General features: G+C 51.8%; 37 protein-coding genes. 1 reads left to right on the top strand and 36 read right to left on the bottom strand.

The window, feature by feature from the left end:
- Positions 1 to 139: 139 nt before the first annotated feature.
- Positions 140 to 1666, top strand: coding sequence for a peptide MFS transporter (locus ACYZZ0_RS21320; RefSeq protein ID WP_461538687.1), 1527 nt, complete (start codon positions 140 to 142; stop codon positions 1664 to 1666).
- Between the two features lie 11 nt (positions 1667 to 1677).
- Here the strand turns inward: ACYZZ0_RS21320 and ACYZZ0_RS21315 are convergent, their stop codons facing one another.
- From ACYZZ0_RS21315 to ACYZZ0_RS21140, 36 genes are all read right to left on the bottom strand, one after another.
- On the bottom strand, positions 1678 to 2862 hold the full coding sequence (locus ACYZZ0_RS21315; RefSeq protein ID WP_461538686.1) for a pyridoxal-phosphate-dependent aminotransferase family protein: 1185 nt from the start codon (positions 2860 to 2862) through the stop codon (positions 1678 to 1680).
- A gap of 426 nt (positions 2863 to 3288) precedes the next feature.
- Positions 3289 to 4590: an amino acid permease gene (locus ACYZZ0_RS21310; RefSeq protein ID WP_461538685.1), complete on the bottom strand. Its 1302-nt coding sequence runs from the start codon at positions 4588 to 4590 to the stop codon at positions 3289 to 3291.
- Positions 4591 to 4816: 226 nt separating this feature from the next.
- On the bottom strand, positions 4817 to 5209 hold the full coding sequence (gene rplQ, locus ACYZZ0_RS21305; protein ID WP_461538684.1) for a 50S ribosomal protein L17: 393 nt from the start codon (positions 5207 to 5209) through the stop codon (positions 4817 to 4819).
- A 34-nt stretch (positions 5210 to 5243) separates the two neighbouring features.
- Positions 5244 to 6245: a DNA-directed RNA polymerase subunit alpha gene (locus ACYZZ0_RS21300; RefSeq protein WP_461538683.1), complete on the bottom strand. Its 1002-nt coding sequence runs from the start codon at positions 6243 to 6245 to the stop codon at positions 5244 to 5246.
- A 31-nt stretch (positions 6246 to 6276) separates the two neighbouring features.
- A complete protein-coding gene (rpsD, locus tag ACYZZ0_RS21295; protein WP_461538682.1) occupies positions 6277 to 6897 on the bottom strand; it encodes a 30S ribosomal protein S4 in 621 nt (206 codons plus the stop codon).
- A gap of 16 nt (positions 6898 to 6913) precedes the next feature.
- Positions 6914 to 7303, bottom strand: coding sequence for a 30S ribosomal protein S11 (rpsK, locus tag ACYZZ0_RS21290; RefSeq protein WP_461538681.1), 390 nt, complete (start codon positions 7301 to 7303; stop codon positions 6914 to 6916).
- A 44-nt stretch (positions 7304 to 7347) separates the two neighbouring features.
- Positions 7348 to 7704 (bottom strand): 30S ribosomal protein S13, encoded by a 357-nt coding sequence (gene rpsM, locus ACYZZ0_RS21285; protein ID WP_461538680.1) that lies wholly within the window; start codon positions 7702 to 7704, stop codon positions 7348 to 7350.
- A gap of 307 nt (positions 7705 to 8011) precedes the next feature.
- Entirely contained in the window at positions 8012 to 8128 is a 117-nt protein-coding gene (gene rpmJ / locus ACYZZ0_RS21280; RefSeq protein WP_461538679.1) for a 50S ribosomal protein L36, read from the bottom strand.
- Positions 8129 to 8149: 21 nt separating this feature from the next.
- Positions 8150 to 9475, bottom strand: coding sequence for a preprotein translocase subunit SecY (gene secY, locus ACYZZ0_RS21275; protein WP_461538678.1), 1326 nt, complete (start codon positions 9473 to 9475; stop codon positions 8150 to 8152).
- Entirely contained in the window at positions 9476 to 9910 is a 435-nt protein-coding gene (gene rplO, locus ACYZZ0_RS21270) for a 50S ribosomal protein L15 (protein ID WP_461538677.1), read from the bottom strand. It lies immediately after the preceding gene.
- A 2-nt stretch (positions 9911 to 9912) separates the two neighbouring features.
- Positions 9913 to 10098, bottom strand: a complete 186-nt coding sequence (gene rpmD, locus ACYZZ0_RS21265) for a 50S ribosomal protein L30 (protein WP_461538676.1) — start codon at positions 10096 to 10098, stop codon at positions 9913 to 9915.
- Positions 10099 to 10101: 3 nt separating this feature from the next.
- Positions 10102 to 10611: a 30S ribosomal protein S5 gene (rpsE, locus tag ACYZZ0_RS21260; RefSeq protein WP_461538675.1), complete on the bottom strand. Its 510-nt coding sequence runs from the start codon at positions 10609 to 10611 to the stop codon at positions 10102 to 10104.
- Positions 10612 to 10623: 12 nt separating this feature from the next.
- A complete protein-coding gene (rplR, locus tag ACYZZ0_RS21255; RefSeq protein ID WP_461538674.1) occupies positions 10624 to 10974 on the bottom strand; it encodes a 50S ribosomal protein L18 in 351 nt (116 codons plus the stop codon).
- A gap of 14 nt (positions 10975 to 10988) precedes the next feature.
- The gene (rplF, locus tag ACYZZ0_RS21250; RefSeq protein WP_461538673.1) at positions 10989 to 11522 is read right to left on the bottom strand and encodes a 50S ribosomal protein L6; all 534 of its coding nucleotides are present in this window, start codon (positions 11520 to 11522) and stop codon (positions 10989 to 10991) included.
- Between the two features lie 12 nt (positions 11523 to 11534).
- The gene (gene rpsH / locus ACYZZ0_RS21245) at positions 11535 to 11927 is read right to left on the bottom strand and encodes a 30S ribosomal protein S8 (protein WP_461538672.1); all 393 of its coding nucleotides are present in this window, start codon (positions 11925 to 11927) and stop codon (positions 11535 to 11537) included.
- 30 nt (positions 11928 to 11957) lie between these two features.
- Positions 11958 to 12263 carry a 30S ribosomal protein S14 gene (gene rpsN, locus ACYZZ0_RS21240; RefSeq protein WP_461538671.1) on the bottom strand — a complete coding sequence of 102 codons (306 nt, stop codon included), beginning with the start codon at positions 12261 to 12263 and terminating at the stop codon, positions 11958 to 11960.
- Positions 12264 to 12277: 14 nt separating this feature from the next.
- A complete protein-coding gene (gene rplE / locus ACYZZ0_RS21235) occupies positions 12278 to 12817 on the bottom strand; it encodes a 50S ribosomal protein L5 (protein ID WP_461538670.1) in 540 nt (179 codons plus the stop codon).
- A gap of 8 nt (positions 12818 to 12825) precedes the next feature.
- A complete protein-coding gene (gene rplX, locus ACYZZ0_RS21230; protein ID WP_461538764.1) occupies positions 12826 to 13140 on the bottom strand; it encodes a 50S ribosomal protein L24 in 315 nt (104 codons plus the stop codon).
- Between the two features lie 18 nt (positions 13141 to 13158).
- Positions 13159 to 13527, bottom strand: a complete 369-nt coding sequence (gene rplN, locus ACYZZ0_RS21225; RefSeq protein ID WP_461538669.1) for a 50S ribosomal protein L14 — start codon at positions 13525 to 13527, stop codon at positions 13159 to 13161.
- 77 nt (positions 13528 to 13604) lie between these two features.
- The gene (rpsQ, locus tag ACYZZ0_RS21220) at positions 13605 to 13865 is read right to left on the bottom strand and encodes a 30S ribosomal protein S17 (protein WP_461538668.1); all 261 of its coding nucleotides are present in this window, start codon (positions 13863 to 13865) and stop codon (positions 13605 to 13607) included.
- A 1-nt stretch (position 13866) separates the two neighbouring features.
- Positions 13867 to 14058 carry a 50S ribosomal protein L29 gene (rpmC, locus tag ACYZZ0_RS21215; protein ID WP_461538667.1) on the bottom strand — a complete coding sequence of 64 codons (192 nt, stop codon included), beginning with the start codon at positions 14056 to 14058 and terminating at the stop codon, positions 13867 to 13869.
- A complete protein-coding gene (gene rplP, locus ACYZZ0_RS21210; protein WP_461538666.1) occupies positions 14058 to 14471 on the bottom strand; it encodes a 50S ribosomal protein L16 in 414 nt (137 codons plus the stop codon). Before rplP ends, rpmC begins: the two co-directional genes overlap by 1 nt.
- Positions 14472 to 14483: 12 nt before the next feature.
- On the bottom strand, positions 14484 to 15179 hold the full coding sequence (gene rpsC / locus ACYZZ0_RS21205) for a 30S ribosomal protein S3 (protein ID WP_461538665.1): 696 nt from the start codon (positions 15177 to 15179) through the stop codon (positions 14484 to 14486).
- An 11-nt stretch (positions 15180 to 15190) separates the two neighbouring features.
- Positions 15191 to 15526 (bottom strand): 50S ribosomal protein L22, encoded by a 336-nt coding sequence (gene rplV, locus ACYZZ0_RS21200; RefSeq protein WP_461538664.1) that lies wholly within the window; start codon positions 15524 to 15526, stop codon positions 15191 to 15193.
- A gap of 10 nt (positions 15527 to 15536) precedes the next feature.
- Positions 15537 to 15815 (bottom strand): 30S ribosomal protein S19, encoded by a 279-nt coding sequence (rpsS, locus tag ACYZZ0_RS21195; RefSeq protein WP_461538663.1) that lies wholly within the window; start codon positions 15813 to 15815, stop codon positions 15537 to 15539.
- A 24-nt stretch (positions 15816 to 15839) separates the two neighbouring features.
- On the bottom strand, positions 15840 to 16667 hold the full coding sequence (gene rplB, locus ACYZZ0_RS21190; RefSeq protein WP_461538662.1) for a 50S ribosomal protein L2: 828 nt from the start codon (positions 16665 to 16667) through the stop codon (positions 15840 to 15842).
- Positions 16668 to 16679: 12 nt separating this feature from the next.
- Positions 16680 to 16976, bottom strand: coding sequence for a 50S ribosomal protein L23 (gene rplW, locus ACYZZ0_RS21185; protein ID WP_461538661.1), 297 nt, complete (start codon positions 16974 to 16976; stop codon positions 16680 to 16682).
- Positions 16973 to 17575, bottom strand: a complete 603-nt coding sequence (gene rplD, locus ACYZZ0_RS21180) for a 50S ribosomal protein L4 (protein ID WP_461538660.1) — start codon at positions 17573 to 17575, stop codon at positions 16973 to 16975. Before rplD ends, rplW begins: the two co-directional genes overlap by 4 nt.
- A 12-nt stretch (positions 17576 to 17587) precedes the next feature.
- Entirely contained in the window at positions 17588 to 18226 is a 639-nt protein-coding gene (gene rplC / locus ACYZZ0_RS21175; RefSeq protein ID WP_461538659.1) for a 50S ribosomal protein L3, read from the bottom strand.
- A gap of 171 nt (positions 18227 to 18397) precedes the next feature.
- Positions 18398 to 18721: a 30S ribosomal protein S10 gene (rpsJ, locus tag ACYZZ0_RS21170; RefSeq protein WP_461538658.1), complete on the bottom strand. Its 324-nt coding sequence runs from the start codon at positions 18719 to 18721 to the stop codon at positions 18398 to 18400.
- 284 nt (positions 18722 to 19005) lie between these two features.
- Entirely contained in the window at positions 19006 to 20199 is a 1194-nt protein-coding gene (tuf, locus tag ACYZZ0_RS21165) for an elongation factor Tu (protein WP_461538657.1), read from the bottom strand.
- Positions 20200 to 20234: 35 nt separating this feature from the next.
- Complete coding sequence (fusA, locus tag ACYZZ0_RS21160; RefSeq protein WP_461538656.1) at positions 20235 to 22337, bottom strand: elongation factor G; 2103 nt, start codon at positions 22335 to 22337, stop codon at positions 20235 to 20237.
- Positions 22338 to 22355: 18 nt separating this feature from the next.
- On the bottom strand, positions 22356 to 22826 hold the full coding sequence (rpsG, locus tag ACYZZ0_RS21155) for a 30S ribosomal protein S7 (protein ID WP_461538655.1): 471 nt from the start codon (positions 22824 to 22826) through the stop codon (positions 22356 to 22358).
- Positions 22827 to 23063: 237 nt separating this feature from the next.
- The gene (gene rpsL / locus ACYZZ0_RS21150; RefSeq protein ID WP_461538654.1) at positions 23064 to 23438 is read right to left on the bottom strand and encodes a 30S ribosomal protein S12; all 375 of its coding nucleotides are present in this window, start codon (positions 23436 to 23438) and stop codon (positions 23064 to 23066) included.
- Positions 23439 to 23837: 399 nt separating this feature from the next.
- Positions 23838 to 24833, bottom strand: a complete 996-nt coding sequence (locus ACYZZ0_RS21145) for a putative transporter (protein WP_461538653.1) — start codon at positions 24831 to 24833, stop codon at positions 23838 to 23840.
- A gap of 149 nt (positions 24834 to 24982) precedes the next feature.
- Positions 24983 to 26632 (bottom strand): choice-of-anchor I family protein, encoded by a 1650-nt coding sequence (locus tag ACYZZ0_RS21140; RefSeq protein WP_461538652.1) that lies wholly within the window; start codon positions 26630 to 26632, stop codon positions 24983 to 24985.
- Between the last annotated feature and the right edge of the window lie 100 nt (positions 26633 to 26732).

Here is a 26732-nt window from a genome sequence, read left to right as displayed (position 1 = left end):
CACTCACTCTGCGCCATCCCCTTACACACACTCTGAAATAAGCACCTATATTGGGTGAATCAACTTTTTTCTGATCCGGTTTTTGACCCGGATTCACCCACTGGCTTGCTTATTCCGAGCCAGAAAGGAAGCAATCAGTATGACGTCAGAAGAGTATCAAGCCCCTTCGTCAGACTTCTCTACCTGTTCATCCAGCAATTCACCTCACCATCCCAAGAAGCAACCCCAGGGTTTTTTTCATTTAATCTCCATTCTGATGTGGGAGTACTTCAGCTACTACGGCATGCGTGCCCTGCTGATTCTATATCTCACATCTGAACTGCTGTTTTCGGATGGTGAAGCTTATGCACTGTACGGCGCATACACTGCCATGGTGTATGTCACTCCGGTCTTTGGCGGCATGCTGGCTGATCGTTATCTGGGGAACCGCTGGGCCGTTATTCTTGGTGCGTTGTTTATGGTCGCCGGACATTTGACCCTTGGCTTTTCCGGAGACCACCTGCTTCCACTTTATCTTGCTCTATCGTTGATCATTATTGGCTACGGTCTGTTCAAGACTAATATTTCCTGTCTACTCGGCGAGCTGTATACCCATAATGACTCCCGGCGCGAACCGGGTTTTGCCTTGATGTATGTCGGTGGAAACCTGGGAGCTGTGCTCTCCGGCATCGGTTGTGGCTGGGTGGCACACGAGTATGGCTGGCATGCCGGTTTTGGGCTGGCAGCACTGGGTATGCTTGCCGGGCTGGTTGTCTTCCTGACAGGACATCGTCACTTTATTACAACCTGTAACCCCAACTGGAAAGCACTGAAAAAGTCTTTCTTCCTGATTCCTCAAGGGGTATGGATTGCTCTCGGTCTAGCCGCTGCAGTTATTCTTTTTGTATTTACCCTGAAGTATCTGTGGGCGGGTTATCTGCTGACAATTGCAGGTATTTGTACTTGTGTACTGCTGCTTCGTATCTATGCCCGATGCAGTCCGGAAGAGAAAAAAGAACTGGGTCTCATTATTTGCTTCATGCTGTTCGGAGTTGTGTTCTGGGCTTTCTGTCAGCAAGGAGGCAGCTCAATCAACCTGTTCATTGATCGCAATATCAATCGCGAAATTGGCAGCCTTGTTATTCCTACACCAATGTTCCAGTCAATTAATCCAATCAGTGTATTGCTGGGTGGTGTGGTCATGGCATGGCTCTGGAAGCTACTCACTCAGCGAGGAATAGAGCCTGACACCCTGGCCAAGCAGGGAATCGGTATGATTCTTTTAACCATTGGCTTTGCTCTGATTGCCATGGCAGCAAAGATTGCTCAAATGAATGCAGGACAGGCCCCCATGCTATGGCTGGTTGTCGGAATTTTCTTTATGGGCGTAGCCGAGCTGTTTATTGACCCTGTCGCTCTGGCCAGTATTACCCGGCTAAATCCGGCACACTCGACTGGCACACTGGCGGGTATTTATATGTTACTGACAGGCTCATTTGCCAATTTTCTGGCAGGCCACATTGCCATGCTGGCAGAAGTTGATGTTAGTGAAGGGATGGAGTTGGATTTGCATACGGCAGCCTCAACCTACTTTGCAACCTTCAGCAATATCACTCTGGTGACGGCCGGAGCACTTTGCCTGCTGGTGATCATCTGGCTTTCAGTTGATACCAGCAAGGCAAAATAGGACTGACTTAATTATTTATTGTCCAGCACCTCACAGGCTGCAGCCGTCGCTGCAGCCGGATCAACATCGCAGCCCATCTGCTTGAGGGTGTTACCCAAAGCACTCAGACACAGCAGGATATTGTCCCGACGGCTGGCATAACCCATCAATCCGATACGCCATACCTTGCCTGCCAGATCACCCAGACCCGCACCAACCTCCAGCTGGTAATCCTGCAACAAACGACGACGAACTTCTGCTTCATCGATACCTTCGGGTACCTTGACTGCATTCAGCTGTGGCAAACGCTCTTCTTTCGGCACCACAAAATCCAGTCCCAGTACAGCAAGACCGGCAGCCAGTGCATTATGATTATCGCCATGACGCTGCCAGGCATTTTCCAGACCTTCATCCTGCAGCATGACCAGCGATTCATGCAGCGCATACAAAGCATTAACTGGCGCAGTATGGTGATAAGCACGTTTGCCGCCTTGCCCCCAGTAACCCATTACCAGATTCATATCCAGGAACCAGCTTTGTACCGGCGATTTGCGGTTACTGATCTTTTCAACCGCTTTTTCACTGAAGCTGACCGGCGATAGTCCCGGAACACAGGACAGACATTTCTGTGAGCCGGAGTAGACCGCATCGATACCCCACTCATCAATTTTCAGCGGCGTACCACCCAGAGAAGTGACAGTATCAACGATTGTCAGGCAGTTATGCTCTTGGGCCAGTTTGCACAATGCTTCCGCATCACTCTGGGCACCGGTTGAAGTCTCCGCATGAACAAAAGCCAGAATTTTGGCATCGGGATTAGCTTCCAGCGCAGCTTTTACTTTTGCCGGATCAACTGCGCGCCCCCATGGATCGTCAACAGCTACAACTTCACCGCCACAACGTTCTACGTTGGCCTGCATACGACCACCAAAAACACCGTTGCGACAGACAATAACCTTGTCTCCGGCTTCAACCAGATTGGCAAAGCAAGCTTCCATTCCCGCAGAACCCGGTGCAGATACAGGCAGGGTCAGGCGGTTCTGAGTCTGAAATGCATATTGAATCAGGGATTTCAGTTCATCCATCATGCCGACAAAGGCCGGATCCAGATGTCCGATAGTCGGTCTGGCAAGCGCCTCGGTAATACGGGGATGCACATCAGAAGGACCGGGCCCCATCAGAGTCCGCTGGGGCGGATGGAAAGAAGTTATTGTCATTATACAAACCAGCTCTGTGATAATACCGGGAAGAAGATACTGCCTGAGGATAAGCTAGGGAGCGTTCTCAATTAAACATTTGACCAGCCGCACATGGTTGACACCAGGTTAGGCGCGAGCTGTGCGGTGTGGTTGTTCCACATAAACAGTGAGCAACGTGGCATGGCGTCAACCATGTGCGGCCCTTCGGGTTCATCACGCAAGGTCTCATGCCGCGTTGAACGGCTTGAACATGGAGCCACCATGCCCCGCGCCGCTCGCCTTACCTGAGAGCTTGTGTGATGAACTGGTCATATGTTTAATTGAGAACGCTCCCCAGGCTATCAGGACAGTCTCAGATCACAGCAGTTCATGCTCTTGCTGTTATCCGCGCTCAATAATAACAACTTTTCACCCGGTTAAAGCACTTCTGGCCATCACTCTCTGTTATCCCAGTAATTTGCTAAACAAATAACCTGTCACAGCAACAGTGCCCATCAACAGAACATACACATCAGCGGATAATCTTCGCAGTGGTTTCATTCGTTCTGAACGATAGAAACTGATTACGGGAATAAAGAACAACATGATGGCGATCATCGGAGCAACAACAGCTTCCATGATTTCCAGTACACTCCAGTTCGCAATAGCAACGACACAACAACTTATTGTTACTGTTACCAGACTGGCAGCTCGAATAAGGTTTCTATCAGGCTTCAAGCCAACTCTGACAAACAGACGTTGAAAACCACTGTTCAGCACTTCAATAGCGCCAATATAAAACCCGAAAAATGAACTTAATATCGCCAGAAAGGCGATCATCGGTGCCACAATCGAAAACAGATGATTATCCGTGACCTCTGCCAGAACACTTAACGCAGGCAAGTTTTCTTGCTGGGCATAAATGATTTGTTCAGGCGACAATGTCATAACACAGGAAATAACGAAAAATAATGTCAGCAACAACATCAGACCTGCAGCATAAAAATGTGTCTGGTCTGCTTTCACTTGTGCCGAGTTAACACTTCTGTGAGAAGAAAAATAGGAACGCGCTACTGCCGGGCAAACCGGTGAATGATTAAAAGCAAAGACCAGCAGTGGCGTCACCGTAAACAGCGTCTGCTCAAAATCCTTCATATGAACTGGCTGTTGTAGCAGCTCCCAGTGCCATTGCGGGATCAGATAAAGTGACAACACAAACAACACAATACCCAGCGGAACCACCAGGCTACTGGCAACACGCAGAATCCAGCTCTCTCCACAAATCAGCACACCAACAACTGCCGACATAACAGCCAATACCAGCCAACTTCTGTTCACTACCTCAAAATTCAGCTGATGTTCAAGAAAACTGGCCGTTACATTGGTAATGCCTGTGGCATATAGCAGCAGGTTGGGAAAAATAGCCAGAAAGCATACCGCTACCAGTATTCGCGCAGCCCTGACAGGAAAAGCCTGCTGAATAATATCAGTCAGATTACCGCCGGCAGCACGGGCATGAAGGCAGAAACGGGTGAGATTTCGGTGAGGTAGCAGCACCATCGGGGTACAGATGACTGCCAGCCCCAGCAATGGCCAGATACCATAAACACCAGCGCCAATCGGCAGATACAGAATACCCGCACCCACTGCCGTCCCGACCATACTTAGCATCCACTTGGTGTCTGCCAGATGCCAGGCCATATCATCCTGACACTGTACATCATGTGACTGCAGATCCTGCGGGCTGTTCGATCGGCCGTGATTCATATCAGCGCTGTTCCAGATACTGAAACGATTTAGACAACATAAATGGCATTCGTTATCCGTACGGCGCGATATTCTGCTTGCTGTAACCGGAAAGAAGATTAAAAAGAAAAGTAAAGAAGAGAAAGGAGTATCAGACAGGCACAAAAAAGCCGGGAATTATCCCGGCTTTTTTGAGTCGGAGACCTGAACAGTCAGACTGTCAGGTACTCACAGCGAAAGCGAAAACTTATTCTTCGCCTTCTTCCGCAACGGCTTCAGCAACCGGACGGTCAACCAGCTCTACGTACGCCATAGGCGCAGCGTCGTCCTTACGGAATCCACACTTCATGATGCGGATGTAACCACCAGGACGGTTCTCGTAGCGCGGACCCAGTTCGGCAAACAGTTTGCCGACTGCAGCCTTGTTGCGCAGACGATCGAAAGCCAGACGGCGATTTGCAACACTGTCTTCCTTGGCCAGGGTGATCAGCGGCTCGGCTACGCGGCGCAGTTCCTTGGCTTTTGGCAGAGTGGTACGAATCATTTCGTGCTCGACCAGAGAAGCAGTCATGTTCTTGAACATGGCCTTTCTGTGCGAGCTGTTGCGGTTCAGTTTGCGACCACTTTTACGATGACGCATTGTTAGAATTCCTTACAAAGCTGTTACCTGAGAGTCAGGCGGAAACCTTGTCGTCGTTCTTCAGGCTCGCAGGCGGCCAGTTGTCCAAGCGCATGCCCAGAGACAGACCACGAGAGGCCAGAACGTCCTTGATCTCGGTCAGTGACTTCTTACCCAGGTTCGGCGTTTTCAACAGTTCTACTTCGGTACGCTGAATCAGGTCACCGATGTAGTAAATGTTTTCAGCCTTCAGGCAGTTAGCACTGCGAACAGTCAGTTCGAGATCATCAACCGGACGCAGGAGAATCGGATCTACCTCATCTTCCTGACGCTCTGGCTCGGGCTCAGCTTCGCCCTCGAGATCAACGAACACCGCCAGTTGCTGCTGCAGAATGGTAGCTGCGCGGCGAATGGCTTCGTCCGGATCAATCGTGCCATTGGTCTGCAGGTCAATGACCAGCTTGTCCAGGTCTGTACGCTGCTCTACACGAGCACGTTCGACGACATAAGAAACGCGGTGTACGGGACTGTAGGTGGCATCCAGCTGCAACCGACCGATGGAACGACTCTCTTCCTCATTGTGAGTACGAGCGTCGGTTGTTTCATAACCACGGCCGCGGGCTACCCGCAGTTTCATGCTCAGAGCGCTCTTGTCATTGACGTGCGCAATAACATGTTCCGGGTTGATGATCTCAACATCGTGATCCAGCTGGATGTCAGCAGCAGTGACAATACCCGAACCTTCATGGTTCAGCGTCAGCATGGCTTCATCGCGGCCATGCATACGAATTGCGAGACCCTTCAGGTTCAGCAGGATTTCGATTACATCCTCCTGTACACCCTCGATGGTGCTGTATTCGTGTTGCACGCCATCGATTTCAACTTCCACGACGGCAGCGCCGGGCATGGAAGACAACAGGATACGACGCAACGCGTTACCCAAAGTATGACCGAACCCGCGTTCCAGCGGCTCCAAGGTCACCTTGGCGCGTGTTGGGCTGAGTTCCTCTACGTCAATATGACGCGGTGTTAGAAATTCTGTAACCGAATTCTGCATGGATGTAACCCCACCTAAACTGTGCTATCCCTTACTTGGAGTACAGCTCGACGATCAGGTTCTCGTTGATGTCGGCTGACAGGTCACTCCGCTCCGGCAGCGCCTTAAAGACACCTTCCTTCTTCTTGGAGTCCACCTCGACCCAGGCAGCAAAGCCACGCTGAGCCGCAAGCTCCAACGCTGCATTAATACGCAGCTGATTCTGGGACTTCTCGCGGATTGCGATAGTGTCACCAGGCGCGACAACGAAAGACGGAATATTTACAGTCTTGCCGTTGACCAGTACAGCCTTGTGGCTGACCAGCTGACGCGCTTCCGCACGGGTTGAACCAAAGCCCATGCGATAAATTACATTATCAAGGCGAGTTTCAAGCAATTGCAACAGGTTAACACCTGTAGCACCTTTGCGGTTATCGGCCTTTTTGTAGTAGTTACGGAATTGCTTTTCCAGCACTCCGTAAATACGGCGAACCTTCTGCTTTTCACGCAGCTGAACACCGTAATCAGACAGGCGACCACGACGTTGACCGTGTTGACCGGGAGGATTCTCGGCCTTGCACTTGGATTCGAGCGGACGTACACCACTCTTCAGAAACAAATCAGTCCCTTCACGGCGGGACAGTTTGCACTTAGGACCTCTGTATCTAGCCATCTAGCGTGTCTCCTGCTTAAACGCGACGCTTCTTGGGCGGGCGGCATCCGTTGTGAGGAATCGGTGTCACATCGGAAATGTTAGTGATCTTGTAGCCACATGCATTCAGTGCACGAACTGCAGATTCACGGCCGGGCCCCGGGCCCTTGACACAGACGTCCAGATTCTTCAGACCATACTCAGCGGCAGCGTTACCAGCACGCTCGGCAGCTACCTGTGCGGCGAACGGGGTGCTCTTACGAGAACCACGGAAGCCGGAACCACCTGCAGTTGCCCAAGACAGTGTGTTGCCCTGGCGGTCGGTAATAGTCACGATGGTATTGTTAAAAGACGCGTGGATGTGGGCTACGCCGTCAACAACCGTCTTTTTAACCTTCTTACGTGAACGAGTACCTGGCTTTGCCATATCAGAACCATTCCTGTAATTATCAAAACCTGGCTAAAGCCGGTTTATTTGCGAATAGGCTTGCGTGGACCTTTGCGGGTACGCGCATTTGTTTTGGTGCGCTGACCACGAACCGGCAGGCTGCGACGGTGGCGCAGGCCACGGTAGCATCCCAGGTCCATCAGGCGCTTGATGTTCATGCTGATTTCACGACGCAGATCACCTTCAGTCAGGTAATTTGCAACTTCAGCACGCAGTGTTTCGATCTGATCATCGCTCAGTTCAGAAATCTTGCTAGCCGGGTTAACACCGGTGTTAGCGCAGATGTTCTGAGCAGTTTGACGACCAACACCGTAGATGTAGGTCAACGAGATAACAGCGTGTTTGTTATCCGGAATGTTGACGCCTGCAATACGGGCCATTCATTCTCTCCGTTCAACGTTTCGCGTGTCGTATCTAATTTGCCTGTCTGATGACAAATAGATATTTGACCCCAATGCCTGGATTGAAGTTCATTAATCAAAAGTATTTATTTGCTTAACAAACCCCTGAGTCCTTAACAGAGGGGCGAAAGGGGTGAGATTCTACCCACCCCTTGTATAAAACTCAACCGCTCATGTAAACCATGAGCGGTTGTTTCTCGCCACGCACCCTTAATGTGCTGGATTACTCAGTATTTCCCCTCAGTGCAGCCCTTTGTTTTTAAAGGTTTACACCGAGAGGTGAGTATCAGCCCTGGCGCTGCTTGTGACGCGGTTCCGTGCTGCAGATTACGCGAACGCTACCGTTGCGCTTGATGATCTTGCAGTTACGGCAGATCTTCTTCACAGAAGCTCGAACTTTCATTAGTCCACTCCTTCAGCAGAATTATCGCAGCAGTCCACCGCCGCCATAACCCTTAAGATTGGATTTTTTCAGCAGTGACTCGTACTGGTGCGACATCAGGTGAGACTGAACCTGAGCCATCGTATCCATCACAACAACCACCACGATGAGCAATGATGTACCACCGAGGTAGAAAGGTACATTCGCTGAAACCACCAGGAACTGGGGCAGCAAACATACTGCTGTCATGTACAGCGCACCAAACATGGTCAATCGGGTCAGAACACCGTCGATATACTTCGCGGACTGTTCACCCGGGCGGATACCCGGGATAAATGCACCCGATTTCTTCAGGTTATCTGCTACATCTTTCGGGTTAAATACCAACGCCGTATAGAAGAAGCAGAAGAACACGATTCCTGCTGAGAACAGAATGATATTAAGCGGTTGACCTGGGCCAAGCGCCAGAGCCACATCCTGCAGCCATGCCATGCTCTCTCCCTGACCGAACCATTGTGCAATGGAGGCCGGGAACAACAGAATGCTGGAGGCAAAGATCGCCGGGATAACACCCGCCATGTTGACCTTCAGCGGCAAATGACTGCTTTGGGCGGCATAAACCTTTCGGCCTTGCTGTCGCTTGGCGTAGTTCACCGTTATCCGGCGCTGGCCGCGCTCAATAAAGACTACAAAGGCCACGATGGCAACTGCCAGCAGGGCAATTACCAGCAACGCCAGAATGTTAATATCGCCCTGACGCGCGGACTCAAATGACTGCCCGATAGCATTGGGCAGTCCGGCGACAATACCTGCAAAAATCAGAATAGAGATACCGTTACCAATACCCCGTTCCGTCACCTGCTCACCAAGCCACATCATAAACATGGCGCCGGTCACGAACGTGGTGATCGCAACAAAGTAGAAGCTCGGATCGGTATGATAAGCCACGCCCTGATTGGCGAGACCCACGGTCATACCCATACCCTGTACCAGTGCCAGCGCTAAAGTACCATAGCGTGTGTACTGGCTGATTTTGCGTCGTCCTGATTCCCCTTCCTTCTTCAGCTGTTCCAGCTGCGGGCTTACTACTGTCATCAACTGCATGATGATGGAAGCCGAAATGTAGGGCATGATCCCCAGGGCCAGTACAGACATCCGCTCCAGCGCACCGCCGGAGAACATGTTGAACAGACCGAGAATAGTCCCTTCATTTTGCTGGAACATCCGAGCCAGAGCATCAGGATTGATACCCGGGACTGGAATGTGTGCACCAATCCTGTATACCAGGATGGCCAGGAATACAAACTTGACGCGGGACCAGAGCTCATTCAAACCGCTCTGGTTTCCGGCAGGCATTGTCTTAGCCATTTAGTCCTCGATTTTCCCGCCAGCCGCTTCGATGGCCGCACGAGCGCCCTTGGTCACGGCCAGGCCTTTAATGGTAACTGCTTTAGAGATTTCGCCGGACAGTACCACTTTTGCACGCTTGATGCTACCGTTCACGATGTCAGCAGCCTTCAGGGCAGCCAGATCGATCACGTCAGCTTCAATTTTTGCAAGTTCGTTCAGACGAATTTCTGCAGTTACTGCAGCCAGGCGAGAGCTGAAGCCGTACTTGGGCAGACGGCGCTGCAGCGGCTGCTGACCACCTTCAAAACCCGGCTTGACGCTACCACCAGAACGGGACTTCTGACCTTTGTGACCACGGCCACCGGTCTTGCCCAAGCCGCTACCGGTACCACGACCGACGCGCTTGCCATCTTTACGGCTGCCTTCAGCCGGAGACAAAGAATTCAGTTTCATCTTTATTCTCCTTCCACACGAACCAGGTAAGACACTTTGTTTACCATGCCGCGTACGGACGGTGTGTCTTCAACTTCAACCGTGTGGTTGATACGGCGCAGTCCCAGGCCACGGACGCAAGCCTTATGGCTTTCGAGGCGACCACTGGTGCTCTTGATGAGCGTTACCTTGATCTTTTTATCAGCCATGACTTACCCCAGAATGTCTTCTACGGTTTTACCACGCTTGGCAGCCACAGCTTCAGGAGCACGCATTTCTTTCAGGGCCTTAAAGGTAGCCTGAACAACGTTCACCTTCTTGGTGGAACCATAGCACTTCGCCAGTACGTTGTGGACACCGGCAACTTCCAGAACGGCACGCATAGCGCCGCCTGCAATAACACCAGTACCTTCAGACGCAGGCTGCATGTAAACCTTGGATGCGCCGTGGTTGGCCTTGGTCGGGTACTGGATAGTAGTACCGTTCAGGTCAACCTGGATCATGTTGCGGCGAGCAGCTTCCATAGCCTTCTGGATAGCGACAGGCACTTCACGCGCCTTACCACGACCAAAACCTACTTTACCGTTGCCATCGCCAACTACGGTCAGCGCGGTGAAACCGAAAATACGGCCACCCTTAACAACCTTAGCTACGCGGTTAACTTCGACCAGCTTCTCGATGAAGCCTTCGTCGTTACTGTTCTTACGATCGTCTTTAGCCATTGCGCCCACCCTTTAGAATTCGAGACCGCTTTCACGGGCTGCGTCGGCCAGGGCCTTGACACGACCGTGGAACTTGAAACCGGAGCGATCGAAAGCAACCTTGGATACGCCAGCTTCTTTAGCACGCTCAGCGATCAGGGTGCCGACTTTCTTAGCGGCTTCGATGTTACCGGTAGCAGCTTCACGCAGGGACTTGTCCAGCGTGGAAGCAGATGCCAGTACTTTGTCCCCGTTCGGGGCAATTACCTGCGCGTAAATGTGACGCGGTGTGCGGTGGATAGACAGACGAACTGCCCCCAGCTCACGCATCTTCATACGTGCACGACGCGCACGACGCAGGCGGGATGTTTTCTTGTCGATCATGATGTCACCCTACCTTACTTCTTCTTGGCCTCTTTGCGACGAACGTATTCGTCAGCATAGCGGATACCCTTACCCTTATAAGGCTCGGGGCGGCGGAATTCACGGATTTCCGCAGCTACCTGGCCAACCAGCTGCTTATCAACACCCTTGATCAGAATTTCAGTCTGAGAAGGAGTTTCAGCAGTTACGCCTTCCGGCAGAGCGTAGTCAACCGGATGGGAGAAGCCGAGGGTCAGGTTCACGCTCTTGCCTTTGGCCTGAGCACGGTAACCAACACCGATCAGTTGCAGCTTTTTCTCGAAGCCCTTGGTTACGCCAGTAACCATGTTGTTGACCAGAGCACGAGTAGTGCCGGCCAGAGCGCGAGACTGCTTGCCACCGTCGCGAGGAGCGAAAGTCAGTGCATTCTCTTCCTGAGCGACTTCAACGTTTTGGTGAACGTTCAGTTCCAGCAGACCTTTGCTGCCCTTAACGGAAAGGGACTGACCATTCAGTTTTACTTCTACACCGGCCGGGATCTCAACCGGGGCTTTTGCTACGCGAGACATATCAGCCCTCCCTTAGAACACGGTGCAGAGAATCTCGCCACCAACACCGGCAGCGCGAGCCGCACGGTCGGTCATAACACCTTTGTTGGTGGAAACGATGGCAACACCCAGACCGCCGTTTACTTTCGGCAGTTCTTCAGCGCCTGCGTATGCACGCAGACCCGGACGGGAAGCGCGCTTCAGCTCTTCGATAACTGGCTTGCCTTCGAAGTACTTCAGCTCAACAGTCATCACAGGCTTCAGGTCACCTTCGATACGGAAGTCAGCAATGTAGCCTTCTTCTTTCAGTACCTTGGCAACAGCAGCCTTGATTTTGGAAGACGGAATAGCCACGTCGGCATGTTCCGCCATCTGGGCATTACGGATGCGAGTTAGCATATCTGCTAACGGGTCCTGCATACTCATTCTAAATTTCTCCTGGAAGAATCGTCGTGCTTACCAGCTGGCCTTAACCAGACCGGGCACGTCACCGCGCATCGCAGCTTCACGCAGCTTGATGCGGCTCAGTCCAAACTTACGCAGGTAAGCGTGAGGACGACCGGTTACACGGCAGCGGTTACGCTGACGGGCTTTGCTGGCGTCACGAGGCTGCTTCTGCAGAGCAACCAACGCGTCCCAACGCTCTTCTTCAGAGCTGTGAACGCTGTTGATGATTGCTTTCAGTTCAGCACGCTTCTTGGCGTATTTGGCAACGGTGCGCTCGCGCTTCAACTCCCGCTGCTTCATGGAAACTTTAGCCATCTGGCAGCTCCTTTTTACTTACGGAAAGGGAAGTTGAAGGCTTTCAGCAGGGCACGGCCTTCTTCATCGGTTTTTGCAGTGGTGGTGAACGTAATGTCCATACCACGCAGGGTATCGATCTTGTCGTAATCGATTTCCGGGAAGATGATCTGCTCTTTCACACCCATGCTGTAGTTGCCGCGACCGTCAAAAGACTTCGGGCTAACACCGCGGAAATCGCGGATACGAGGCATGGAGATGTCAACCAGACGCTCCAGGAAGTCGTACATACGCGCGCCACGCAGGGTCACTTTAACGCCGATCGGCCAGCCTTCACGTACTTTGAAGCCTGCAACAGATTTACGAGCGTAAGTGATCACCGGCTTCTGACCTGCAATTTTCTGCATGTCGCTCAGCGCGTGCTCAAGAATCTTCTTATCACCAAGTGCTTCACCAACACCCATGTTCAGGGTGATTTTGGTCAGCTTTGGTACTTGGTGAACGTTTGCGCAACCCAGCTCTTCTTTGATCTGGGGTACGAGTTCTTCACGGTATTGTTTGTGCAGATTTGACATTTCCCGCCTCACGCCTCAACCGGCTTGCCGTTGGACTTGAATACGCGGATTTTCTTACCTTCATCGAAGGAGAAGCCCACACGGTCAGCCTTCTGGGTTTCAGAATTCCAGATAGCCACATTGGAAGCCTGAATAGGGGCTTCCTTTTCCACGATACCACCGGGCGCGCCGAGCATCGGGTTAGGCTTCTGGTGCTTCTTCACCATGTTGATACCGGAGACAATCAGACGACCGTCGGCACGTACTTGCTGTACCTTGCCACGCTTGCCTTTGTCTTTACCTGCGATCACAACGATTTCATCGTCGCGACGGATTTTCTTCATTGCCATTTGATCAGCCTCTTACAGTACTTCGGGAGCCAGAGAAATGATCTTCATGAACTGTTCACCGCGCAGTTCACGAGTCACGGGCCCGAAGATACGGGTGCCAATCGGCTGCTGGTTAGCATTCAGCAGTACGGCAGCGTTACCGTCAAAACGGATGATGGAACCATCCGGACGACGAACGCCCTTACGGGTACGAACAACAACAGCTGTCATCACCTGGCCTTTTTTGACCTTACCGCGAGGAATTGCTTCCTTAACGGTTACTTTGATGATGTCACCAATGCCGGCGTAACGGCGATGAGAGCCACCCAGTACTTTAATGCACTGGACGCGGCGTGCGCCGCTGTTGTCAGCGACCTCGAGTTCAGTTTGGGTCTGGATCATTACTAATCTCCAAGCTCAAATTGCAGACGGGCGCCCGCTAATCCGTTCCACCTTAACGGACCCTGGGCGCCATGGCCTTATATTTGAGTTGCTCGCTCTACGATGGAAACCAGCTCAAAAGACTTAGTCTTTGAGAGCGGACGGGTTTCCTTGATTGTCACGGTGTCGCCCATGCGGCACTCGTTCTGCTCGTCGTGAGCGTGCAGCTTGGTGGACCGCTTTACGATTTTACCGTACAGCGGATGTTTAACACGACGCTCGATGAGGACAGTGATGGATTTGTCCATCTTGTCGCTCACAACCTTACCGGTCAGCGTACGGACTTTGACTTCTTCCATCTTAGTTACCTGCCTTCTCACCCAGCAACGTCTTAACACGTGCGATATCGCGCTTGGTCTGCTTCAGCAGATGAGTCTGGCTCAGCTGACCGGTCGCTTTTTGCATGCGGAAGTTAAACTGGTCCCGCAGCAGAGTCAGAAGCTGTTCGTTCAGCTCCTCGACAGATTTTTCACGCAGTTCAGCAGCGTTCATTACATCACCCCACGCTTAACGAAGGTGGTTTCAACAGGCAGCTTCGCTGCGCCCAGGGCAAACGCTTCACGCGCCAGCTCTTCTGGAACACCTTCCATTTCGTACAGGACCTTACCCGGCTGAATCTGGCATACCCAGTATTCAACGTTACCTTTACCTTTACCCTGACGAACTTCCAGAGGCTTCTTGGTAATAGGCTTGTCCGGGAAGACCCGAATCCAGATCTTACCGCCACGTTTAACGTGACGAGTCATGGCACGACGAGCGGCCTCGATCTGACGCGCGGTGATACGACCACGGCCAGTTGCTTTCAGCGCGTACTCACCGAAGCTCACTTTAGAACCACGGTGCGCCAGACCGCGGTTGCGGCCCTTCATCTGCTTGCGGAACTTGGTACGCTTAGGCTGTAACATTATGCGTACTCCTTATGCTTTACGAGCCGGGCGCTTTTTACCACGCTTCGGTTCTTTCGGTTGAGTTTCTTCAACCTGACCACCGATAACTTCACCTTTGAAGATCCACACTTTAACGCCCAGGACGCCGTAAGTGGTGTGAGCTTCATAGGTAGCGTAATCGATGTCAGCACGCAGGGTATGCAGAGGCACACGGCCTTCGCGGTACCATTCGGTACGGGCAATTTCAGCACCGCCCAGACGGCCGCCGATTTGAACCTTGATACCTTTCGCACCCAGACGCATAGCGTTCTGTACAGAGCGCTTCATGGCACGACGGAACATCACACGACGCTCCAGCTGGCCAGCGATGCTCTGTGCAACCAACATGGCATCAACTTCAGGCTTGCGCACTTCTTCGATGTTGATGTGGACCGGGCAGCCCATCATGTCGGAAACAGCTTTACGCAGCTTCTCTACGTCTTCACCCTTTTTACCGATCACGATACCAGGACGGGCAGTGTGGATAGTCACACGCGCGCTCTGGGCCGGACGTTGGATGTCGACACGGCTGACAGAAGCGTTTTTCAGCTTCTTCTCGATGAACGCACGAACCGCGAGGTCGTTGTTCAGCTTGTCAGCATAGTCCTTACCTTCTGCGTACCATACAGAGCGGTGGCTCTTTACGATACCCAGACGAATACCTGTAGGATGTACTTTTTGACCCATCTGATCGCTCCTTAAACTTCGGCTACCTTCACGGTAATGTGGCAAGTCCGCTTAAGAATGCGATCAGCACGGCCTTTAGCACGTGGCTTGATACGCTTCATGGTCATGCCTTCGTTAACAAACGCAGAACTGACCTTCAGCTCATCAATGTCCATGCCGTCGTTGTGCTCGGCATTGGCGATCGCGGATTCCAGAACCTTCTTGACCAGCTCAGCAGCTTTCTTGTTGCTGAAAGTCAGAACGTCCAGTGCTTCTGCAACATTCTTCCCACGAATCTGGTCTACGACCAAGCGTGCTTTCTGGGCAGAAATGCGAGCGCCTTTATGAATTGCTGCGACTTCGTTCATCTCTTACCTCTTAGCGCTTCTTGGCCTTTTTGTCTGCAGCGTGACCACGGTAGGTACGTGTTGCTGCAAACTCACCCAGCTTGTGGCCGACCATTTCTTCAGAAACGAAAACCGGCACGTGCTGACGACCGTTGTGAACGGCAATTGTCAGACCAACCATCTGAGGGATGATCATGGAGCGACGAGACCAGGTCTTGATCGGACGCTTACTTTTTGCTTCGAGGGCGTCTTCAACCTTCTTCAACAGGTGAAGGTCAATAAACGGCCCTTTTTTCAGAGAACGTGGCACTATCGTATCCCCTATCCTTCAACCTTATTTGGCGCCCCGACGACGAACAATCATCTTGTCGGTACGCTTGTTGGAACGTGTCTTGCGACCCTTGGTTGGCATACCCCATGGGCTGACCGGATGACGGCCACCGGAAGTACGACCTTCACCACCACCGTGCGGGTGGTCAACCGGGTTCATCGCAACACCGCGGACAGTAGGACGAACACCACGCCAGCGAGTAGCACCAGCTTTACCCAGAGAGCGCAGGCTGTGCTCACTGTTGGACACTTCGCCCAGAGTTGCACGGCAATCAGCCAGAATCTTGCGCATTTCACCGGAACGCAGACGCAGAGTTACGTAAGCACCTTCTTTAGCTACCAGCTGAGCAGAGGTACCCGCACTACGTGCGATCTGAGCGCCTTTACCAGGCTTCATTTCGATGCAGTGGATAACAGAACCGAGCGGCATGTTGCGCATCGGCATGGTGTTACCGGCCTTGATCGGTGCGTCTGCACCAGAGATCAGTTCTGCGCCGGCCTTAACGCCCTTGGGAGCGATAATGTAACGACGTTCACCGTCCATGTACTTCAGCAGGGCGATGTGCGCGCTACGGTTCGGATCGTATTCCAGGCGCTCAACGATTGCCGGGATACCATCCTTGTTGCGACGGAAGTCAACAATACGGTAATGCTGCTTGTGACCACCACCACGATGACGGGTAGTGATGCGGCCAGCATTGTTGCGACCACCACTTTTACTTTTCTTCTCGAGCAAAGGCGCGTAAGGAGCACCTTTGTGCAGGTCAGAGTTGACAACTTTGACAACGAAGCGGCGACCTGGAGAAGTCGGTTTGCATTTTACTACAGCCATCTCTCTCTCCTTTTACTCGGCGTCCGCAAAGTCGATGTCCTGACCCTGCTCCAGGGAGACGTAAGCTTTTTTCCAGTCGGAACGCTTACCCAGACCGCGTGCAGTACGCTTGGTCTTACCCTTGACAGTTACAGTACGAACAGCCTGAACACTGACGTCGAACAGTTGCTCAACGGCTTTTTTGATTTCAAGCTTGGTCGCGTCTTTGGTCACACGAAAAACGTACTGACCGTGCATGTCTGCCGCGACAGTGGCCTTTTCGGAAATGTGAGGCCCAAGCAGAACTTTGAGAATGCGTTCCTGGTTCATCCCAGCATCTCCTCGAATTTCTTCAGCGCAGCCACAGTCATGACAACTTTCTCATGAGCAATCAGGCTGACCGGATCGGTGCCCTGTACGTCGCGCACATCGATATGAGGGATGTTGCGAGCAGCCAGGTACAGGTTCTGTTCTACGCCTTCGGAAATGATCAGCGCGTTGCTGACGTTCAGTTCGTTCAGACGAGCAACAACCTGCTTGGTCTTAGGAGCTTCGATGTTGAAGCCTTCAACCAGTACCAGACGTTCCTGGCGAACCAGCTCAGACAGGATGGAACGCATCGCAGCGCGATACATTTTCTTGTTCAGCTTCTGAGCGTGATTCTGCGGCTTGGCAGCAAAAGTACGGCCGCCCCCACGCCACAGCGGGCTGCGGATGGTACCGGCACGAGCACGACCAGTGCCCTTCTGGCGCCATGGCTTACGGCCACCGCCACTTACTTCGCTGCGAGTTTTCTGCGCGCGGGTTCCCTGGCGTGCACCAGCCATGAACGCAACGACAGCCTGGTGAACCAGGGTTTCGTTGAATTCAGTAGCAAAGGTCACGTCAGAAACCTGAACGGTGCCCGCACCTGTTACATTCAGATCCATCACTTAATCCTCTCAGGCGCCAGCTTTGACAGCAGGTTTAACAATCACGTCAGCACCGGTAGCACCCGGTACAGCGCCCTTGATCAACAGCAGGTTACGCTCGCTGTCTACGCGAACGATTTCCAGAGACTGAACAGTCACCTGCTGAGCACCCATGTGGCCAGCCATTTTCTTGCCTTTGAAGACACGACCTGGAGTCTGACACTGACCGATGGAACCCGGTGCACGGTGAGACAGGGAGTTACCGTGGGTAGCGTCCTGAGTGCGGAAGTTCCAGCGCTTAACAGCACCCTGGAAACCCTTACCCTTGGACTGACCGCTTACGTCAACTTTCTGGCCAGCTTCAAAGATGTCAACCTTGATCAGGTCGCCAGCTTTGTGCTCGGCTTCGTCTTCGATGCGGAATTCCCACAGGCCCAGACCGGCTTCAACGCCAGCTTTGGCGTAGTGACCGGAAGCAGCCTTGTTTACACGGCTTGCTTTCTTGGCACCCATAGTCACCTGCACAGCGTTATAACCGTCGGTTTCAACGGTTCTAACCTGAGTCACGCGGTTAGGATCAACCTCAATAACTGTAACCGGCACTGCTGCGCCGTCTTCGGTAAAGATGCGGGTCATACCGCATTTCTTGCCGACTAATCCAATAGCCATATTAACCTCTCTTGTGTACGGGGCTGTTACCCGCTATGGCCGCCCATTCCAGAGCGTTACACACAGGCCTGCACATTCCCGTTGAAGATAATTCGCGGGAAAAGTATTACAGCCCCGGTATAGCTCCTGCTAATAGCTCCTGAAAAACTGCTTCAGGAAGCAATTCGGCTATTAACCGAGACTGATCTGAACCTCAACGCCTGCAGCCAGGTCCAGCTTCATCAGAGCGTCGACAGTTTTTTCTGTCGGCTCAACGATGTCGATCATACGCTTGTGAGTGCGGATCTCGTACTGATCACGTGCATCTTTATTAACGTGAGGAGAGATCAGTACGGTAAAACGTTCTTTGCGTGTCGGCAGGGGGATAGGGCCACGAACCTGCGCACCGGTACGCTTGGCGGTGTCCACGATTTCCTGGGTGGACTGGTCGATCAGCTTGTGATCAAACGCCTTCAAGCGAATACGAATCTGCTGTGTTTTTGGTTGAGTAGCCATTCACTCAAGCTCCGGCAACAAAGTAAAGAACAACGCCAGACAATCGATGTTGTCATGACAAAAGGAGGCGAAATTCTACTGATGTCAAAAAAAAGAGTCAACAAATAAACAGCCAGAGCCGCTATGGCACTGGGTCATTCTATTTATTTATTGCGCACAACTAACCCTATTTTAATTCTTATAAAGAGAAAAAAGAGTTAGTAATCAAGCGTATATATAAAAGAACCCGGCTTATAAAAAACCGGGTTCCTTAATGCTATTACCTAGCGGTCTTCAGTGAAATATCACTCGAAGATCTTGGCAACAACACCAGCACCTACGGTACGGCCACCTTCACGGATAGCGAAACGCAGGCCTTCGTCCATAGCGATCGGAGCAATCAGGGTAGCAACCATGTTTACGTTGTCACCCGGCATTACCATTTCAACGCCTTCTGGCAGTTCGCAAGAACCGGTCACGTCAGTAGTACGGAAGTAGAACTGCGGACGGTAGCCCTTGAAGAACGGAGTATGACGGCCGCCTTCGTCCTTGGACAGAACGTATACTTCTGCTTCGAACTTGGTGTGAGGAGTGATAGAACCCGGCTTGGACAGAACCTGACCACGCTCAACGTCTTCACGCTTAACACCACGCAGCAGTGCACCAACGTTCTCGCCTGCACGACCTTCGTCCAGCAGCTTACGGAACATTTCAACGCCGGTTACAGTAGTCTTGGTGGTTTCTTTAACACCAACGATTTCTACTTCTTCACCAACCTTGACGATACCGCGCTCAACACGACCGGTAACAACGGTACCACGACCAGCGATGGAGAATACGTCCTCGATCGGCAGCAGGAACGGCTGATCGATAGCACGCTCTGGCTCAGGGATGTACTCGTCCAGGGTTTCAACCAGACGCTTAACAGCGGTGGTACCCATTTCGTTGTCGTCCTGGCCGTTCAGAGCCATCAGAGCAGAACCGGTGATGATCGGAGTGTCGTCACCCGGGAAGTCGTACGCGCTCAGCAGTTCGCGAACTTCCATTTCTACCAGTTCCAGCAGCTCTTCGTCGTCAACCATGTCTGCTTTGTTCAGGAATACAACGATGTAAGGTACACCAACCTGACGGGACAGCAGGATGTGCTCACGAGTCTGAGGCATGGGGCCATCAGCAGCGGAACATACCAGAATAGCGCCGTCCATCTGAGCAGCACCGGTGATCATGTTCTTAACGTAGTCAGCGTGTCCTGGGCAGTCTACGTGCGCGTAGTGACGCTCGGTGGAATCGTACTCTACGTGTGCAGTAGAGATGGTGATACCACGCTCACGCTCTTCAGGAGCGTTGTCGATCTGATCGAATGCTTTAGCTTCGCCACCGAAAACTTCAGCACATACGCGAGTCAGAGCAGCAGTCAGAGTGGTTTTACCGTGGTCAACGTGACCGATGGTACCAACATTGACGTGCGGCTTGTTACGTTCAAACTTTTCCTTAGCCATGTCACTTAGCCCTTAAATGTTAAGTGGATCAGGAATTAACCCTGGTTCTTCATCACAGATTCAGCGATATTCATCGGAGCTTCCGCATATTCGCTAAATTCCATGGAGTATGTTGCACGACCCTGTGTTGCGGAACGCAGGTCGGTAGCGTAACCAAACATCTCACCCAGAGGTACCTGAGCGCGAATGGTCTTGCCTGACGGTGTGTCTTCCATGCCCTGGACCAGACCGCGACGGCGGTTCAGGTCGCCCATGACATCACCCATGTAATCTTCAGGGGTGACGACTTCCACCTTCATCATCGGCTCCATCAGAACAGGACGAGCGCCCTTGTCCTTCAGCAGCTTGGTAGCCTGAGATGCAGCGATTTTAAACGCCATTTCACTGGAGTCAACATCGTGGAAGGAACCGTCGAACAGACGCGCCTTCAGACCCAGCAGTGGGTAGCCGGCCAGAACACCGTTCTTCATCTGCTCGGAGATACCCTTCTCGATTGCAGGGATGTATTCCTTCGGAATCACACCACCAACGATCTCGTTCAGGAACTCCAGGCCTTCGTCATCACCGCTAGCCGGAGAGAATTCGATCACAACGTGACCGTACTGACCACGACCACCAGACTGACGAGCAAACTTGTGGTTGATCTCTACGGAGTTGGTGATCTTCTCGCGGTACGCAACCTGAGGCTTACCAATGTTGGCTTCAACATTGAACTCACGACGCATACGGTCAACGAGGATGTCCAGGTGCAGTTCACCCATACCGGAGATGATGGTCTGGCCGGTTTCTTCATCGGTGTGAACGCGGAAAGACGGATCTTCCTGAGCCAGCTTGCCCAGTGCGATGCCCATCTTTTCCTGGTCAGCCTTGGACTTCGGCTCAACTGCTACGGAAATTACCGGATCCGGGAATTCCATGCGCTCCAGAACAATCTTGTTGTCCATGTTGCACAGGGTGTCACCGGTGGTAACGTCCTTCAGACCGATCAGAGCTACGATGTCACCCGCCAGACACTCTTTGAGTTCTTCACGGTTGTTCGCGTGCATCTGAACCATACGACCAACGCGCTCACGCTTCTCTTTAACAGAGTTGAACACGGTGTCGCCGGACTTCAGGATACCGGAGTAGTTACGAACGAAGGTCAGGGTACCTACGAACGGGTCGGTAGCAATCTTGAATGCCAGAGCAGCAAACGGAGCGCTATCGTCAGCTTCGCGGGTCTCTACGGTTTCACCGTCTTCCAGAGTACCTTCGATCGCTTTTACTTCCTTCGGAGAAGGCATGAATTCGATAACAGCGTCCAGTACTGCCTGCACACCCTTGTTCTTGAACGCAGAACCACCGAATACCGGAATGATTTCGTTCGCCAGGGTGCGGGCACGGATACCAGCCTTGATTTCTTCCTCGGAAAGCTCACCTTCTTCAAGGTACTTTTCCATCATTTCTTCGGAAGCTTCGGCAGCGGACTCAACCAGGTACTCGTGCATTTCAGCACAGGTATCAGCCAGTTCAGCCGGGATATCCTCATAGGTGAAGGTCATGCCCTGATCGGCTTCATTCCAGATGATAGCCTTCATTTTGATCAGGTCGACAACACCCTTGAATTCGTCTTCAGCACCGATAGTCATCTGCAGCGGCACAGCGTTGGCGCCCAGACGATCTTTCAGCTGCTCGACTACCATCATGTAGTCTGCGCCGGCACGGTCCATCTTGTTGACGAATACCATGCGCGGAACTTCGTATTTGTTAGCCTGACGCCAAACGGTTTCAGTCTGGGGCTGTACGCCGGAAGAGCCACACAGAACAACAACAGCACCGTCCAGTACACGCAGGGAACGCTCTACCTCGATGGTAAAGTCAACGTGTCCAGGGGTGTCGATGATGTTTACGCGATGCTCGTCAAACTGAGCATCCATACCACGCCAGAAACAGGTAGTCGCAGCAGAAGTGATGGTGATACCACGCTCCTGTTCCTGCTCCATCCAGTCCATGGTAGCAGCGCCGTCATGTACTTCACCGATCTTGTGAGAAAGACCGGTGTAGAACAGAACACGCTCAGTGGTAGTGGTCTTTCCCGCATCGACGTGCGCACAGATACCGATGTTACGGTAGCGGCTGATCGGAGTTTTACGGGCCACAGTGCAATCCTCTGAGTATTAGAAACGGTAGTGGGAGAAGGCCTTGTTGGCTTCAGCCATACGGTGCACGTCTTCACGCTTCTTGACGGCGGCACCTTTGTTCTCTGCAGCATCCAGCATTTCGCCGGCCAGACGCAGATCCATGGACTTCTCGCCGCGCTTGCGCGCTGCGTCTACCAGCCAACGCATGGCCAGGGCAGTACGACGGGATGGGCGAACTTCTACGGGCACCTGGTAGGTAGCACCACCCACACGGCGGGATTTAACCTCAACCACTGGCGCGATGGATTCCAGCGCCTTTTCGAATACTTCCAGCGGGTTCTCGTTGCCGCGCTCCTGGATCTTGTCCAGAGCACCGTAAACGATGCGCTCAGCAATGGATTTTTTACCGCTAATCATCACGTGGTTGATGAATTTAGCCAGAGTTGTGTTACCGAACTTAGGATCCGGCAGTACTTCGCGTTTCGCGACGACTCTTCTTCTAGGCATGATAAGTCCTCAAACCTTCAGGTTATTTCCGAGATCAAGCTTTTTACAGCTCAAATCAAGCTATGACTCGGCCTTACTCTTATCTGTCTACTTTGACTTCACCGGGACAAACAGGGTTTGCACTGGCAAGCTGTCATAACAGCTAAAAGTCTGGCGAGAAGTACATTCTGCAGGCATTGCCCGAGCCGTTTTTTCGCAATTGAAAAATAGCTCAACAGAATGCTACTTGACGCTAAATCAGGATTTAGGCTTCTTGGTACCGTACTTGGAACGGCCCTGCTTACGATCGTTAACACCCTGGGTATCCAGGCTACCGCGAACGGTGTGGTAACGAACACCTGGCAAGTCTTTTACACGACCGCCACGGATCAGAACAACGGAGTGTTCCTGCAGGTTGTGACCTTCACCACCGATGTAGGAAGTTACTTCGAAACCGTTGGTCAGGCGCACACGGCAAACCTTACGCAGAGCGGAGTTCGGCTTCTTCGGAGTAGTGGTGTATACACGGGTGCAAACGCCACGCTTCTGCGGGCAGCTTTGCAGTGCAGGCACGTCGGTCTTTTTGACCTTGCGCTTGCGAGGCTTGCGTACAAGCTGGTTAATAGTTGCCATTCGGCGACTCCAAGTATTTCTTCTAAATCACACCATCGACGCTTCAGAGGAAACGCATGTCACTGGCGACACAAGCGCCGACAAGTATGGCTTCAGAGTTAAAAGCGATAAAAAATACCGCAGTGGGCCCGGTTCCCGGCAGCCAGATTTCCAGAGTTAGTACCCTGAAAGGCATGTCCGATCTTATTTTTGCCGTGCCAGTTCAGCACAGATCATCGGGAACCCAGTAAAAGGCGATGAATTTTACTCATGCTGCCCGTCAATCGTCAATATCATAAATGGCCGCTTTGGGTGCGGCATATACAAAAATTTCACGGGCAACACCACCCTTTTCAGCTACAACCTGAAAATAGTTCTTTATTTTCAAATATTTAGTCTGAAAAGAGTGGTAAAGACAGGTCAGGCATCTATTAGCATGTCAGGCGAGTTATCGATGGTATCTTCGAAGGCTTTCAGGCGCTTATAGATTGAAATCAGCTCAACAATAACACTCCAGGAGTTCACAAGAAACTGGAATGACTCCTCCACCTTGCCAAAAGCACGGATAACCTGCTGCATCACACCCAGTGTGATGGCACCGGCAACAATCGTTGGCCCCATGGCAACATAAGGCACAATCACGGTGAATTGCAGATAGGACCACTTGGCAATATCGAAGTAAAGGTAATGCTTGTACAGAGTAAAATAGTTTTTACGCACATTGCCGTACAGTTCCTTAATGGTGAGCGGCGCAGCACGTTCATCATGATCCTCCCCCAGCACCAGCTCTTTTCGATAAGCCGCCTCGACCCGCTGGTTATTGAATTCCAGCCCAGGCAGCTTGATCCCTACCAGTGCCAGTAGAATCGTACCCGCAGCTGCCGAGATAATGGCAATAAATACAAAGGCATGATCAACCGGACCAATCCAGGGCAGCTCACCAACATGAGAACTCAGGCCCCAGAGAATTGGCAGGAAGGCTGCAAGGGTCATTAATGATCGCATCAATGCAACGCCCAGCGTTTCCATAATCCGGGCAAAACGCATCGTATCTTCCTGCACCCGCTGGGCCGCACCTTCGATATGACGTAACTGCTGCCAGTTAGCCATATAGTATTCATTCATGGCGGTACGCCAGCGGAACACATAATGCTTGATAAAGAACTCCAGTAGCACCGCAACCACAATATAGGTACCGGCTATCTCGGCGAAGGTGACACACTGCGCAAGAAATTCATCGAAGGTATGTTTTCCGGGGTTCCCCAAGGAGTCCTGAATGGTGTTGTAAAAACTGCCGAACCATTCGTTGATTTTGACGTCGAGCTGAACCTTGTACCAGGTCACCAGCAGGATTGCGATCGAGCCTGCCAGCGACCACGACAGCCATTTCTTATTAAGGAAGAACGATTTAAACATTCATTATTTCCATTGGCCGGGTTATTTGTAGTTTTAATACAACAAATAGTTATCTCTGTTTTCAATAAAGGACAGAAATGCCGATCACGCAATGTGCGCGACACTCAGCCTTAAACAGAGCAGACCCATGGAAGTAATAAAAGTTCGTATCAATCCAGCTGATAAATCGCCGTGCTTCCGGAGACTTCATTACCAACAACCAACAAGGGTTTTCCGGTTGGACTGTCATTGGCAACAATCACTGTCATTCCTTCCGGCGAAAGGTCGCCCCCCATTTCCGGGTGCTTGCTGACATCTACATCAAAGCTGCGGTTATGAACGTAATCCACAAAGAAAGCCTGTTCCGGCACAGTGATGTCATACATCATGATGCCGCCGGTACGCTCCAGTCCGACAAAGGCATAGGTTCTGTCCCGCACCTGACCAATTGCCAGTGCTTCCGGCTCCGGTCCTTTGTCATCACTGCGGCTGTCACCCTTTGAAGCATCATCATTATTGTTGAAGTTGGTTCCGAGACGCGCTGCAGTAATACGTTCAAAATCACTGCCGGAGTCAAAAACCTGCTTACCGTTTTCATCCCAGATGGAGAATGAACGGCCACCAAAAGAGAACAGTTTTTCGTAACGACCGTCGTTGTTTTCATCACCCATTGCAGTAGTGACCTTTAGACGCCCCAGTTCTTTCTTGTCTTTAACACTGCTCTTGTTCGGGTGAGATTTGGCAACTTTGATTTTCCCGGCCCGCTTTTCCTCAGAGAAGCCTTTATAGTCACGGGCATCACCTTCATTGGCTGTCACAAAGTAGGTTTTGCCTTCGGTCTCATACGCTGCCAACGTATCAGGCTGATACATGCCATAAACCCCGGACCAGGGTTTGATATTGACACCACCATCCTTGTTGCTGGCATCAATAGCTGAAGTGCCGAAATCCTTGAAGCCAAGCGCCACAATTTTATCCACAGACGCGGTTTCAATATCGATTACCGCAACGGCGTTATTTTCCTGTAGTGAAACAAAAGCCTTATTACCGCTAGGAGCCACTGCAATATATTCAGGCTCCAAGTCCTGAGCTACAGAAGCCCCCGGACCAAACACTCGAACCGCTTTCGGCAACTCATTGTGACGACGCCCCGATTTATTGAAATCATCAAATCGAATCGTCCGAATATTACCGCCACGCTTCTGATCAACAACAGCAATCAGTGAAATGCTGCCTTCAGGGTCATTCAGATAATCATCAGAAGGCTCCCCTTCATTTGCCGCCATCACATAACGTCCATCGGGAGTAAAGGTCACCATATCCGGTAACGCGCCGACCGTTACGTAATTACTGAATTGAGCCTCACCGTCAGCCTGTAACTGATAAAAGGCCACAATACCGGGTTGTTGCTTGTTTTTGTTTTCCACCGCAACTGCCAGTAAATCGCCTTTTACTGCGACGCTATTTGCTGCCCCCAGTGTCAGCTCGGGAATATCTTCGGAAACATTGATACGGCTTTTCAACGGAATATTGGAAGCCGCACGCGGATTCAGCAGTGGCTTTCCTTCAAGATGGGAGATATCCAGAATATCAACAGCATTCTTGCCTGAGTTCACAACCAGAACTGACTGGCTGCGGGGATGCCAGCTGACAATTTCTGCAGCGCCGTCAAAATAGATATTTGATGCGTGTCGTCCAACCAGCGTCATGGTCGCAGCATTGTTTTTCTGCACTGAAGCATCAGGCTTCACCGCACAACCTGTCAGCGCTATCGAAGCACCGAGCACCGCAGCTGAAATCAACCCTGATTTAAATTGCATCCACTTCACCTTGTCATGTCATTTCAAGAGATGCTTTTTTATATAAAGCTACGGTGACAGTTCAATGACAATTACGACTTCCTTTGACATAGCATCAACT

The organism is Spongorhabdus nitratireducens (assembly GCA_947387575.1).
Classification (GTDB): domain Bacteria; phylum Pseudomonadota; class Gammaproteobacteria; order Pseudomonadales; family Endozoicomonadaceae; genus CANDOC01.
Note: the sequence above shows the minus strand (reverse complement) of the source record. Positions and strands in the feature narration are given on the sequence as shown.

Bases quoted from the DNA above. Each gene is read 5' to 3' on its own strand.
- ACYZZ0_RS21320 (WP_461538687.1), top strand. From the start codon at position 140: ATGACGTCAGAAGAGTATCAAGCCCCTTCGTCAGACTTCTCTACCTGT.
- ACYZZ0_RS21315 (WP_461538686.1), bottom strand. From the start codon at position 2,862: ATGACAATAACTTCTTTCCATCCGCCCCAGCGGACTCTGATGGGGCCC.
- ACYZZ0_RS21310 (WP_461538685.1), bottom strand. From the start codon at position 4,590: ATGAATCACGGCCGATCGAACAGCCCGCAGGATCTGCAGTCACATGAT.
- rplQ (WP_461538684.1), bottom strand. From the start codon at position 5,209: ATGCGTCATCGTAAAAGTGGTCGCAAACTGAACCGCAACAGCTCGCAC.
- ACYZZ0_RS21300 (WP_461538683.1), bottom strand. From the start codon at position 6,245: ATGCAGAATTCGGTTACAGAATTTCTAACACCGCGTCATATTGACGTA.
- rpsD (WP_461538682.1), bottom strand. From the start codon at position 6,897: ATGGCTAGATACAGAGGTCCTAAGTGCAAACTGTCCCGCCGTGAAGGG.
- rpsK (WP_461538681.1), bottom strand. From the start codon at position 7,303: ATGGCAAAGCCAGGTACTCGTTCACGTAAGAAGGTTAAAAAGACGGTT.
- rpsM (WP_461538680.1), bottom strand. From the start codon at position 7,704: ATGGCCCGTATTGCAGGCGTCAACATTCCGGATAACAAACACGCTGTT.
- rpmJ (WP_461538679.1), bottom strand. From the start codon at position 8,128: ATGAAAGTTCGAGCTTCTGTGAAGAAGATCTGCCGTAACTGCAAGATC.
- secY (WP_461538678.1), bottom strand. From the start codon at position 9,475: ATGGCTAAGACAATGCCTGCCGGAAACCAGAGCGGTTTGAATGAGCTC.
- rplO (WP_461538677.1), bottom strand. From the start codon at position 9,910: ATGAAACTGAATTCTTTGTCTCCGGCTGAAGGCAGCCGTAAAGATGGC.
- rpmD (WP_461538676.1), bottom strand. From the start codon at position 10,098: ATGGCTGATAAAAAGATCAAGGTAACGCTCATCAAGAGCACCAGTGGT.
- rpsE (WP_461538675.1), bottom strand. From the start codon at position 10,611: ATGGCTAAAGACGATCGTAAGAACAGTAACGACGAAGGCTTCATCGAG.
- rplR (WP_461538674.1), bottom strand. From the start codon at position 10,974: ATGATCGACAAGAAAACATCCCGCCTGCGTCGTGCGCGTCGTGCACGT.
- rplF (WP_461538673.1), bottom strand. From the start codon at position 11,522: ATGTCTCGCGTAGCAAAAGCCCCGGTTGAGATCCCGGCCGGTGTAGAA.
- rpsH (WP_461538672.1), bottom strand. From the start codon at position 11,927: ATGAGTATGCAGGACCCGTTAGCAGATATGCTAACTCGCATCCGTAAT.
- rpsN (WP_461538671.1), bottom strand. From the start codon at position 12,263: ATGGCTAAAGTTTCCATGAAGCAGCGGGAGTTGAAGCGCGAGCGCACC.
- rplE (WP_461538670.1), bottom strand. From the start codon at position 12,817: ATGTCAAATCTGCACAAACAATACCGTGAAGAACTCGTACCCCAGATC.
- rplX (WP_461538764.1), bottom strand. From the start codon at position 13,140: ATGAAGAAAATCCGTCGCGACGATGAAATCGTTGTGATCGCAGGTAAA.
- rplN (WP_461538669.1), bottom strand. From the start codon at position 13,527: ATGATCCAGACCCAAACTGAACTCGAGGTCGCTGACAACAGCGGCGCA.
- rpsQ (WP_461538668.1), bottom strand. From the start codon at position 13,865: ATGGAAGAAGTCAAAGTCCGTACGCTGACCGGTAAGGTTGTGAGCGAC.
- rpmC (WP_461538667.1), bottom strand. From the start codon at position 14,058: ATGAACGCTGCTGAACTGCGTGAAAAATCTGTCGAGGAGCTGAACGAA.
- rplP (WP_461538666.1), bottom strand. From the start codon at position 14,471: ATGTTACAGCCTAAGCGTACCAAGTTCCGCAAGCAGATGAAGGGCCGC.
- rpsC (WP_461538665.1), bottom strand. From the start codon at position 15,179: ATGGGTCAAAAAGTACATCCTACAGGTATTCGTCTGGGTATCGTAAAG.
- rplV (WP_461538664.1), bottom strand. From the start codon at position 15,526: ATGAACGAAGTCGCAGCAATTCATAAAGGCGCTCGCATTTCTGCCCAG.
- rplB (WP_461538662.1), bottom strand. From the start codon at position 16,667: ATGGCTGTAGTAAAATGCAAACCGACTTCTCCAGGTCGCCGCTTCGTT.
- rplW (WP_461538661.1), bottom strand. From the start codon at position 16,976: ATGAACCAGGAACGCATTCTCAAAGTTCTGCTTGGGCCTCACATTTCC.
- rplD (WP_461538660.1), bottom strand. From the start codon at position 17,575: ATGGATCTGAATGTAACAGGTGCGGGCACCGTTCAGGTTTCTGACGTG.
- rplC (WP_461538659.1), bottom strand. From the start codon at position 18,226: ATGGCTATTGGATTAGTCGGCAAGAAATGCGGTATGACCCGCATCTTT.
- rpsJ (WP_461538658.1), bottom strand. From the start codon at position 18,721: ATGGCTACTCAACCAAAAACACAGCAGATTCGTATTCGCTTGAAGGCG.
- tuf (WP_461538657.1), bottom strand. From the start codon at position 20,199: ATGGCTAAGGAAAAGTTTGAACGTAACAAGCCGCACGTCAATGTTGGT.
- rpsG (WP_461538655.1), bottom strand. From the start codon at position 22,826: ATGCCTAGAAGAAGAGTCGTCGCGAAACGCGAAGTACTGCCGGATCCT.
- rpsL (WP_461538654.1), bottom strand. From the start codon at position 23,438: ATGGCAACTATTAACCAGCTTGTACGCAAGCCTCGCAAGCGCAAGGTC.
- ACYZZ0_RS21145 (WP_461538653.1), bottom strand. From the start codon at position 24,833: ATGTTTAAATCGTTCTTCCTTAATAAGAAATGGCTGTCGTGGTCGCTG.
- ACYZZ0_RS21140 (WP_461538652.1), bottom strand. From the start codon at position 26,632: ATGCAATTTAAATCAGGGTTGATTTCAGCTGCGGTGCTCGGTGCTTCG.